Origin of the sequence: Amycolatopsis heterodermiae, from assembly GCF_034929455.1 — a bacterium.
In the GTDB taxonomy this organism is placed as follows: Bacteria; Actinomycetota; Actinomycetes; order Mycobacteriales; family Pseudonocardiaceae; genus Amycolatopsis; species Amycolatopsis heterodermiae.
Window position 1 is genome coordinate 468,384 of the sequence record NZ_JAYFSI010000006.1, and the last position, 9,473, is coordinate 477,856.

The 9,473-nt window shown below is 72.4% G+C and carries 16 protein-coding genes; 8 read left to right on the forward strand and 8 right to left on the reverse strand.

Annotation, left to right across the window (positions count from 1 at the left end; all coding sequences use genetic code 11):
* The 4 genes from VA596_RS27180 to VA596_RS27195 all read left to right on the forward strand — a co-directional run bounded on the left by VA596_RS27180 (position 1) and on the right by VA596_RS27195 (position 1,360).
* Positions 1-249, forward strand: a complete 249-nt coding sequence (locus VA596_RS27180) for a hypothetical protein (RefSeq protein ID WP_323330992.1) — start codon at positions 1-3, stop codon at positions 247-249.
* Entirely contained in the window at positions 246-590 is a 345-nt protein-coding gene (locus VA596_RS27185) for a hypothetical protein (protein ID WP_323330993.1), read from the forward strand. Before VA596_RS27180 ends, VA596_RS27185 begins: the two co-directional genes overlap by 4 nt.
* Positions 591-636: 46 nt before the next feature.
* Positions 637-897 (forward strand): hypothetical protein, encoded by a 261-nt coding sequence (locus VA596_RS27190; RefSeq protein ID WP_323330994.1) that lies wholly within the window; start codon positions 637-639, stop codon positions 895-897.
* Positions 898-967: 70 nt separating this feature from the next.
* Positions 968-1,360: a hypothetical protein gene (locus tag VA596_RS27195; RefSeq protein ID WP_323330995.1), complete on the forward strand. Its 393-nt coding sequence runs from the start codon at positions 968-970 to the stop codon at positions 1,358-1,360.
* Here VA596_RS27195 and VA596_RS27200 read toward each other — a convergent pair whose 3' ends face one another.
* From VA596_RS27200 to VA596_RS27230, 7 genes are all read right to left on the reverse strand, one after another.
* Positions 1,361-1,516, reverse strand: coding sequence for a hypothetical protein (locus tag VA596_RS27200; RefSeq protein WP_323330996.1), 156 nt, complete (start codon positions 1,514-1,516; stop codon positions 1,361-1,363).
* A 16-nt stretch (positions 1,517-1,532) separates the two neighbouring features.
* Positions 1,533-1,745 (reverse strand): hypothetical protein, encoded by a 213-nt coding sequence (locus VA596_RS27205; protein ID WP_323330997.1) that lies wholly within the window; start codon positions 1,743-1,745, stop codon positions 1,533-1,535.
* 61 nt (positions 1,746-1,806) lie between these two features.
* On the reverse strand, positions 1,807-2,214 hold the full coding sequence (locus VA596_RS27210; protein WP_323330998.1) for an OsmC family protein: 408 nt from the start codon (positions 2,212-2,214) through the stop codon (positions 1,807-1,809).
* Positions 2,193-2,582 carry a hypothetical protein gene (locus tag VA596_RS27215; RefSeq protein WP_323330999.1) on the reverse strand — a complete coding sequence of 130 codons (390 nt, stop codon included), beginning with the start codon at positions 2,580-2,582 and terminating at the stop codon, positions 2,193-2,195. The genes VA596_RS27210 and VA596_RS27215 overlap by 22 nt, the downstream gene beginning before the upstream one ends.
* A complete protein-coding gene (locus VA596_RS27220) occupies positions 2,579-3,679 on the reverse strand; it encodes a vWA domain-containing protein (protein WP_323331000.1) in 1,101 nt (366 codons plus the stop codon). Before VA596_RS27220 ends, VA596_RS27215 begins: the two co-directional genes overlap by 4 nt.
* Entirely contained in the window at positions 3,672-4,547 is an 876-nt protein-coding gene (locus tag VA596_RS27225; protein WP_323331001.1) for an AAA family ATPase, read from the reverse strand. Before VA596_RS27225 ends, VA596_RS27220 begins: the two co-directional genes overlap by 8 nt.
* A complete protein-coding gene (locus VA596_RS27230; protein ID WP_323331002.1) occupies positions 4,548-4,784 on the reverse strand; it encodes a hypothetical protein in 237 nt (78 codons plus the stop codon).
* A 100-nt stretch (positions 4,785-4,884) separates the two neighbouring features.
* On the opposite strand from VA596_RS27230, the gene VA596_RS27235 reads away from it, so the two are divergent.
* The 4 genes from VA596_RS27235 to VA596_RS27250 all read left to right on the forward strand — a co-directional run bounded on the left by VA596_RS27235 (position 4,885) and on the right by VA596_RS27250 (position 8,243).
* Positions 4,885-5,832 carry a LysR family transcriptional regulator gene (locus VA596_RS27235; RefSeq protein WP_323331003.1) on the forward strand — a complete coding sequence of 316 codons (948 nt, stop codon included), beginning with the start codon at positions 4,885-4,887 and terminating at the stop codon, positions 5,830-5,832.
* A gap of 63 nt (positions 5,833-5,895) precedes the next feature.
* A complete protein-coding gene (locus tag VA596_RS27240) occupies positions 5,896-6,795 on the forward strand; it encodes an acetaldehyde dehydrogenase (acetylating) (RefSeq protein WP_323331004.1) in 900 nt (299 codons plus the stop codon).
* Entirely contained in the window at positions 6,792-7,817 is a 1,026-nt protein-coding gene (gene dmpG, locus VA596_RS27245) for a 4-hydroxy-2-oxovalerate aldolase (RefSeq protein ID WP_323331005.1), read from the forward strand. The genes VA596_RS27240 and dmpG overlap by 4 nt, the downstream gene beginning before the upstream one ends.
* 33 nt (positions 7,818-7,850) lie before the next feature.
* Positions 7,851-8,243 carry an RDD family protein gene (locus VA596_RS27250; RefSeq protein WP_323331006.1) on the forward strand — a complete coding sequence of 131 codons (393 nt, stop codon included), beginning with the start codon at positions 7,851-7,853 and terminating at the stop codon, positions 8,241-8,243.
* On the opposite strand, the gene pip is transcribed toward VA596_RS27250, so the two are convergent.
* Positions 8,230-9,168, reverse strand: coding sequence for a prolyl aminopeptidase (pip, locus tag VA596_RS27255; protein ID WP_323331007.1), 939 nt, complete (start codon positions 9,166-9,168; stop codon positions 8,230-8,232). The two genes, VA596_RS27250 and pip, sit on opposite strands and share 14 nt — an antisense overlap.
* Positions 9,169-9,473 lie beyond the last annotated feature (305 nt).

Here is a 9,473-nt window from a genome sequence, read left to right on the forward strand (position 1 = left end):
ATGACCGAGTGGTGGATAGCCGTGATCGCCGGTTTCGTGGTGGTGCTCGCGGTGGCGGCGCTGCTGACGGTCCTGATCGTCCTGGTCCGGATCATCGACCAGCGGGTGGTGGCGGTCCGGGACACGCTGTCATCGGCCGCGGCGAACACCGCGTCGACAACCCTGATCCCGGAGACGGCGGCGCGAGTGGACGCGGTGCTGGCCGAAGGCCTGGAACACCACCTGTTCCTGGGGAGGGCTCGGACATGACGCTGCTGGTGGTCCTGACGGTGCTGGACATCGCGCTGCTGATCGCAGGCCTGGCGTTCTACCTGTACTGGGTCGGCTCGCTGCTGGCCCGCATCGCGGCGAACCTGGAGGAGTGCGCGGAGACGGTCAGGACGATCAACGGCCACGCGGCCCTGATCGTCCCGGGGGTGGCCCACATCAACCGCACGGGGGGAGTGGTGGCGGGCGCCCTGCCGCTCCTGTACGGAATGGCGGAGGACATCGTCCGCGAGGCCCCGGCACCCGCGGACCCGGTGGCCCGCCCGGCGTCGGGCACCCGCCGTTCCCGCCTGCACGACGCGGTCGGCTTCGCCCCGCGTTGACCCATTCCGCCCTCTTCGCCCGGGTCGCGCTGGTAGCGTCCCGAAGGTGCGGATGTGGTGGTGCGGCCTGGTGCTGACGGCGGGCGTGGTGCTGGCCGCCTGCGGCGGCGGCCGATCGGGCAACGGCCAGGTGGTGCCGCCGACGACCACCGCGGTTCCGTCCACAACGGAGTCCCCGGTGACCACGATGACACCGCCGACGTCGGCGGCCCCGGACACCACGACGACTCGGGCCCACACCACAACGGCGACCACGAAGAAGACGACAACCCGCCGCCGCACGACCACCCGCCGCCGCCCGGGCTAGCGCCCGTCGCGATCCGGGCACGGTTTCCGCCCGTCCGTAACCTTCGGACCGGTTCGGGCGACCACCGGACGTGAAGGCATGGTTCCCGGCAACGCTGCTCGCGGCCGCCGTCGTGGTGGCCGGGTGCGGCACGACTCCGGCGACCGCCCCGGCGCCCACGACTGCGCCCGCCTCCACCACTGTCGTCACGGTGGAGCAGGCACCCGCGACCACGACCGTGACGCTGCCGCCGACCGCGACTTCAGTGCCGCCGCCCAAGGCGACCACCAAGGCGCCGGTCCGGAAGGCGACACCCACCCGCAAAGCACCGCAGTACGGCTACCAGTGCCGCGATGGCGACGAGACCAAATACGAGGTCTGCGCGGGCCACAAGGCGTGGGTGGACGGGCAGCTGGAGTTCACCAGCTGCCTCGACGGAGGCGGAACCTGGGACGTCGACACCCAGCGTTGCATCCGCCCCTGATCAGTCCGTGTCGGCGGCCTCTTCGGCGTCCCCTTCGTCGAAGGGCTTGTCCGGCGTCGCGTCCGCGATGCCGGACTGCTCCGCCTGCTCGGCGGCGTCCTTGGCTTCCTTGATGTGCTCGCGGACCTCGGCGAGCTCAGGGGGCTGGTCGGTCATGACGGCTCCTAGGGGTTCAGCGGTTCCTGAGCTGCGGTTTCGCCAGGCCCAGCACGGCGCAGACGATGAGGAACACGGCCACCACCGCCACGATCACCTCGAGGACCGGCACTCTCGCGGCCGCCGTCGTCAGGGTGATGATGCTCGAGACCAGCAGCAGGACGCCGGCCACCAGGCTGAGCCAGCAGAGCGGAGTGGTTCGCGGGATCAGTTGCCAGCGCGTGGCCATCGCACCTCCTCGATCGGATCTTCCCGACGAACGTGCCCCGAACCGCGGATGATCAAACAGCTCAGGGCACCCGCCGTACCGAAGCCCCGGCTCGCAGCGCGCGCGGGATCTCGGCGACGGCGTCGACCGCCGCCAGCAGCCGGTCCACCTCCTCGGGGGACGCACCCGAGTCCAGCTCCACCCGGTAGCTGATCCCGGTGGACGCCCACGTCTCCGGGTCGAAGCCACCGCCCGCCGTCACGCGGACGCCGCGCAGCTTGATGCCCAGCGGCTCGGCCTCGCGGTACAGGTCGTTGAGGACGCACCCGGCGGCGGCGAGGTTCAGCAGGTGACCGCCGGTGAAGTCGGTCTCGACGCTCACTCCCGCGGGTGTCCACCGGTGGGGGAACGTCACCCCGCTGACGCTGCGCAGCGAACCCGCCCCCGCGACCACCTCGAACGCCGGCGTCACCGGCTGTGCCCGATCCATTCGTCCTCCCAGGCGTGCTCGTACCGTTCGCGGTTGCAGCGCGGCCGGTACACCGCCGTCAGCTCGCGGACGATCTGCTCGCGGTGCGGCCGCAGGCCGCCCGGCGGATCGTACGTGCAGATGTGCACCTTCCACCGCGAACCCGCCCGGGCGATCCAGCACGGCGCCCGCGGGTGGCGGAACGGGAGGCGCTCGGCGGCGAGGTCCTCGGCCTGCCCGACGTAGATCACGGCGTAGCGGTCCGGGTGGGCTTCGGCGTCGGGACGGCAGAGGATCGCGTAGACGGCCGGGGCCGCGGGCGGGGCCCAGCCGCCGAGCAGGCGGGGGCCTTCGAACGGGTAGCCCGCCGCCGTGCCGAGGCGGATCACGACCGCTCCAGCGCCGGCAGCAGCGCCGCCAGCTCCTCGAGCCCGCGCAGGTCCTGGCCGGAGACGAGGACGTCGACGTGCGGGCGCACCACGCTCATCCCGAGCGAGTCGCCGCCCGGGTGCGGGTTCGTCCACACGAGACGGTGGCACAGCCGGGACAGCCCTTCGGCCGCGCGCGCCAGGACGTCCGGGTCGCCGCGGTCGAGGCCGTCGGAGCAGACGACGACGATGCCGCCGCGGCACCGCCCCCGCCGGCCCCAGGTGCCGACGAACTCGGCCAGCGACGCGCCGATCCGCGTGCCGCCGTCCCAGTCGAAGACGGCCTTCGCGGCGCGGTCGAGGGCCTCGTCGGCGTCGCGGGTGCGCAGCTCGTCGGTGATCCGCGAGAGCCGGGTGCCGAAGCAGAACACCTCGACGTGCGTGGCCGCCCGGCCCGCCGAGTACGCGAATTGCAGCAGTGCGCGCGAATAGTCCGCCATCGACCCGGAGACGTCCAGGATCAGCGTCAGCGGACGCGGCCGCACCCGGCGGCGGCGCCGGTGCAGCCGGGCGGGTTCACCGAACAGCCGCAGGGTCTCGCGCACCGTGCGCCGCAGATCCGGGATCGGCCCGGTCCGCGCGGGCCGGCTCCGGCGGGTCCGCCGCCGCGGGGGCGTGAGGCGCAGGCGGACGGTCATGCGCCGGATCGCCGCCAGCTCCTCGGGCGTGCAGGCGCCGAACGCCTTGTACCGCAGGCTGTCTGCAGTGGACGCGGCGAGTCCGGCGGCATGCGGGGTCTCCTGTTCTTCCCCGGGGGACGCGGACTCCGGCAGGGAGAGCACGGCGTCGGACTCCAGGGTGGCGGTGAGCGTGGCGAACTCGGGGGACGCGGCTTCGGCGCCCAGGAAGTAGGCGCGGAAAACCGTGTCGTAGCAAGCGATGTCCTCACGGCGGCGCACCAGCGTCACCCGGCCCGCCCAGTAGACGTCAACGAGGTCGGCGGGGTCGAGCCGGGCCGCGGCCTGGCAGTAGACGAGCACGTCGCCGGTGCCGACCGCGAGTCCCTCGGCCCGCAGCGCGCGCCCGAACCCGGCGAGGACCCCGGCGAACTCAGCCACCGGAGGTGAGCTCCGCCAGGTGCTCGCGCACGAGCTCGAGGTCGTCGCGGTCCTTGACCACGGCGCCGAGGGTGTCGGCGGCCGAAACCTCGTCGAGGTCGGCCGCGCCGAGAAAGGTGAGCATCCGCGCCCAGTCGACGGTTTCCGCGACCCCCGGCGGCTTCGCCAGGTCGAGCTCCCGCAGCCGGTGCACCGCGGCGACCACCTTGCGGGTCAACGTCTCGGTGACACCGGGCTCGCGGACGCGCACGATCTCGGCCTCGCGCCCGGCGTCCGGGTAGTCGATCCAGTGGTAGAGACAACGGCGTTTCAGCGCGTCGTGCAGCTCGCGGGTGCGGTTGGACGTCAGCACCACGACCGGGGGACTGTCCGCGGTGATCGTGCCGATCTCGGGGATCGTCACCTGGAAGTCGGCCAGCAGCTCCAGCAGGAAGGCTTCGAACTCGTCGTCGGCGCGGTCGATTTCGTCGATGAGCAGCACCGCGCCGGCACCCGCGCGGACGGCGGCCAGCAGCGGCCGTTCCACCAGGAACTTCGGCCCGAAGAGCTGGTCGACGGCCTTCTCGCCGGACGCCTCGTGCTCCGGCAGCGCCCGGATCTGCAGCAGCTGGCGCGCGTAGTCCCACTCGTAGAGCGCCTGCGCGGTGTCGATGCCTTCGTAACACTGCAACCGGATCAGGCGTTTCCCGAAGACCGCGGCGAGGGTGCGCGCCAGCTCGGTCTTGCCGACGCCGACCTCGCCCTCCAACAGCAGCGGGCGGTGCAGGGAGACGGCCACGAGCAGCGCGGTGGCGAGGCCGCGGTCGGCGAGGTAACCGCCGCCGCGCAGCGCCCCGGTGAGGCCCGCGACGGTGTCCGGGTAGTCCATCTACCGGTCCGGGCCGAGCACGAGGTCGCGGACCGTCGAGCCGCCCAGCTTGCCCTCGCGGGCGAGCCGCGCGCGCCAGGCGGCGGCCGGGTGGTCGTCCTCGGCGAACCGGTCGAAACCGACGTTCGCCATGCTCTTGCACGATTTCTGCGGTCCGCAGTCGAGGTCCTCTTCGGTCTGGCCGCCGGAACGCCAGACCGCGCGGAGCACCTTCAGCGCGTCGCCGGGCTCGTCCATGGGTGGACGGTAACCCGGCCGGACGCTGGGCCCGGGCGCGGATTAATGGTTCGCTTATCCACGCCTGTATCGGGACCGGGGTCACAGAGAGTATCTGAGCATGACGTTGGGCCAGCTGAACGCTTTCGTCCTGGTGGCCAGGCTGGGTTCGGTCACCGACGCGGCGAAGGCGCTCGGTGTCAGCGAACCCGCGGTGTCCCAGGCCCTGGCCGCACTGCGCCAGCACCACGGCGACAAGCTGCTCATCAAGCGCTCCGGCGGGATGACGCTGACCGCGGGCGGCAGCCGGCTGCTGCCGATCGCCTCGCAGATGGTCGCGCTCGGCGCCGAGGCGGACGCCGCCGTCCGGCAGGCCAACGGCGTCGCCGCGCGGCTGCGGCTCGCGGTGACCAGCGAGATCGCCGAGTTCGTCGCGAACCCGCTGCTGGAGGCGTTCCGCAGGCGCGCGGGGAACACGATCGACGCGAACGCCGGCGTGGCGCGCACGGCCGAGCTGCCGGTGCTGGTCGCCAACCGCCTCGCCGACGTCACGCTCGGCCCGCAGCTGAGCGTGGAAGGCGGGCAGGACCTCGACAGCGTGCCGATCTTCCGCGGCTCGCTGGTCGTGGTGGGTGCGCCGAACGCGCGCCACCAGGGCAGTCCGGCGCACTGGCCGTGGCTGCTCGACCCGGCGGGCGCCGACCCGGGCAGCGACACCGGGCGGCTGCTGCGGGCGCTGGGCGTCGCGGACGACGCGATCCAGGTGTTCCCCAACCAGACGGCGGCCTGGTCGGCCGCGGCCAGTGGTGGCGGGGTGTCGGTCGCGCTGGAACACCTGGTGGCGCCGCAGCTGCGGCGCAAGGAGCTGGCGGTGGTCCCGACCCGCGCGACCCCGGTGTCGGCCTGCTGGTTCGTGACGACGCTGCCGACGGACCGCCGCACCGGCGCGGCCAACTCGCTGCGGCACTTCCTCGGTACGCCGGGCGCGATGCACGTCATGCGGGCGCCGGGCAGCGGGGTGCCGCCGTCACGCTTCCGGCCGCCGGTCTACGTGACGATCTGGAGCTGACGACGTTCCACTGGCCGGAACACCGGACTGTCCCGCGAGCCGGGCCGGTGCGACGGTCGGAGCATGGCTCCCGTGATGGCGGCGATCGTCGGCCCCGGCAACATCGGCACCGATCTGCTGGCGAAGCTGCGACGCAGTGAAGTTATCGAAGTCGGTTACGTCGTCGGCGTGGTCGAGTCCGACGGGCTCGAACGCGCTCGCGCGCAAGGGATCGCGGCGTCCGCCGAGGGCGTCGACTGGCTGCTACGGCAGGATCCGTTGCCCCAACTGGTGTTCGAGGCGACGTCGGCGAAGGCACACGCCGCCAACGCGCCGCGCTACGAGGCCGCCGGCATCCAGGCGATCGACCTGACCCCGGCGCACCTGGGCCCGATGGTGTGCCCGCCGGTGAACCTCGGCGCGCACCTCGACGCCCCCAACGTCTCGATGATCACCTGCGGCGGCCAGGCCACGATCCCCATGGTGCACGCGGTTTCCCGGGTGACGCCGGTGCCGTACGCGGAGATCGTCGCCTCGGTGGCGTCACGGGGTGCGGGCCCCGGAACCCGGGCCAACATCGACGAATTCACCCGCACGACGTCCGGGGCGGTGGCCGAGATCGGCGGGGCCGGGCGCGGCAAGGCGATCATCATCCTCAACCCGGTCGAGCCGCCGATGATCATGCGGGACACGGTGTTCTGCGCGATCGGGATCGACGCCGACCGTGACGCGATCACCGCGTCGATCCACGAGATGGCCGACGAGGTCCGCAAGTACGTCCCCGGTTATGCGCTGCGGGCGGATCCGCAGTTCGACGACTCGCGCGAGGAGTGGGACGGCCACGCGCGGGTCGGGATCTTCCTCGAGGTCCGCGGCAACGGCGACTACCTGCCGGAGTACGCCGGGAACCTGGACATCATGACAGCCGCGGCCGCCCGGGTGGGCGAGCTGATGGCACGGGCGAAGCAGGAGGTGCCCGCGTGAGCAGGCCAGAGTTGAAGCACGACGTCCGGATCGTCGACACCACTCTGCGCGATGGCAGTCACGCCATGGCGCACCGCTTCACCGAGCAGCAGGTGCGCGACACGGTGCGCGCGCTGGACCGCGCCGGTGTCGAGGTGATCGAGGTGACCCACGGCGACGGCCTCGGCGGATCGTCGTTCACGTACGGGTTTTCCGCCGTCGACGAGCTGAAGCTGATCGCCGCGGCGCGGGAAGAGGCGAAGCAGGCGAAGATCGCGGTCCTTCTGGTGCCCGGCATCGGCACGGCCGAGGACCTGCAGCGCGCGTTCGACGCGGGCGCGGGGATGGTCCGCGTCGCGACGCACTGCACCGAGGCCGACGTCTCGCCGCAGCACTTCGGCCTGGCCCGGGAGCTGGGCATGGAGACGGCCGGGTTCCTGATGATGGCGCACCGCACGCCGCCGGAGGATCTGGCGAAGCAGGCCCGGATCATGGTGGACGCGGGCTGCCAGGCGGCGTACGTCACCGACTCGGCGGGCGCGCTGCTGATGCACGAGGCCCGCGCGCGGTTCGAGGCGCTGGTGGCCGAGGTCGGCGACCAGGCCTGGGTCGGATACCACGGGCACCAGAACATTTCGCTGGGTGTCGCGAACTCCGTGCTGGCCTACGAAGCCGGGGTCCGCTACATCGACGGGTCGCTCTGCGCCCTCGGCGCCGGGGCGGGCAACTCGCCGACGGAGGTCCTCGCGGCCGTGTTCGACCGGCTGGAGGTCGACACCGGCCTGGACGTCGGCGGCCTGCTGGACGCGGCCGAGGAGATCGTCCGCCCGTACCTGCAGCGCTGGCCGAAGATGGACCGCAACGCGATCGTCCAGGGCTGGGCCGGGGTGTACTCGAGCTTCCTGCTGCACGCGGAGCGCGCGGCCGAGCGCTACGGGGTGCCGGCCCAGGCGATCCTGCGCCGCTGCGGCGAGCTCGCCCTGGTCGGCGGCCAGGAGGACATGATCATCGATGTCGCGGTGCAACTGGCCGCGGAGGGGTAGCAACCGGATCGGGGGTTCGCGCGTGGTGGAGGCATGGACACCGCGACGACTCAGGCCTCGCTGGAGATCGTGACCTTCCGCGCCCTGCGGGAAGGCCCGCCGTACCGGGAAGCGTCCGGGTGGCGGCAGGCCCCCGCGGTGGTGATCGACATGCTGCTGCACCTGATGATCGGGCTGATCGTCGCGGGGTTGTCGGGCGCCGAATCCTGGTCGTTCTTCGTCACTCTGGTGACGACGTACGTCGTGGCGTCGTTCGTGCACCGGGTCCTGCTGCGCCGGTGGTGGGGCGTCACCCTCGGCGGGGGCATCGCCCAGGTTCGCTGGGTCGAAATCGAAACCGGCCTGACGCCGACCCTGGGGCAGCTGGCGGTGCTGTGGCTCTTCGCGTCCCTGTTCTCGGTCCTGACGGCGCTCACCGGCGGCTAGCGAACCGGTCCAGCGCGTCGAGCGTCCAGGCACGCTTCACCGGGCTGCCGCGGTGCCCGGAGTGGTCGTCGACCAGCAGTTCCGAGCCCGGCCACGCCCGTGCCAGCTCCCACGCCGTCGTCACCGGGCAGCTCAGGTCGAGGCGGCCGTGGACCAGCACGCCGGGGATGCCCGCGAGCCGTCCGGCGTCACGGATCACCGCGCCTTCCTCGAGCCAGCCCGCGTTCGCGTAGTAGTGGGCGGTCAGCCGCACGAACGCCATCGTCGCGTCGTCGGGCGGTCCACTGTGGACACGCGGGGTGGCGCCCGGTTCGAGGGACAGCACGGTGTCTTCCCATTCACGCCAGGCGAGGGCCGCGCGATCCCGCTGCGCAGGGTCTTCCAGCAGCCGGACGTAGTCGGCCACGACGTCGTCGGATCCGCCGCTGAACCGCTGCCACGCTTCCGGGAAGAACCGGCCGACCCCGCGGTAGAGCCAGTCGATCTCGGACCGCCGCGTCGTGCTGATCGCGCTGACCACGATTTCCGACACCCGGTGCGGGTACCGCTGCGCGTAGACCAGCGCGAGCGTCGTGCCCCACGAACCGCCCGTCAGCAGCCAGCGTTCGATGCCGAGGTGCTCACGCAGCCGTTCCAGGTCGGCGACCAGGTGATCGGTCGTGTTGTGTTCGAGCGACGTCGCCGGGTCGGCGGCGTGGGGGAGGCTGCGGCCGCAGCCGCGCTGGTCGAGCAGCACCGCGCGGTAGCGGGCCGGGTCGAACACCCGCCGCATCCCCGGAGCGCACCCCTGGCCGGGCCCGCCGTGCAGCATGATCGCCGGCTTGCCGTCCGGGTTGCCGCAGGTCTCCCAGTACACGCGGTGCCCGTCACCGACGTCGAGCAGCCCGTGGTCGTACGGCTCGATCGGCGGATACAGCTCGGTCATCGGCGTCCCCTTCCGGTCGCTGATCATTCCGGGTCGTCGCCGTCCACACGAGGGGATTTTGAGCAAACGCGGGATTCGCGCCGCGGCCGGGCTCGCCGTCCGCAGAACGTCACTTCGACCTTGCGGGTGAACACAGGGTCGAACACGTCCTGAGCGATGGAGGGGCGCGCCGGTTTTGGCCGCTCTTCCCAGGCAGGCGGATCGCCGAACCACCGGCGCGGCTCCTGCCGGCTAGGGGCGCGCCAGGTCCCTGGCGCGCCCCTTTCGGTCGGGCAGGTTCGCCGGGCCACCGGCGTGTCCCTTTG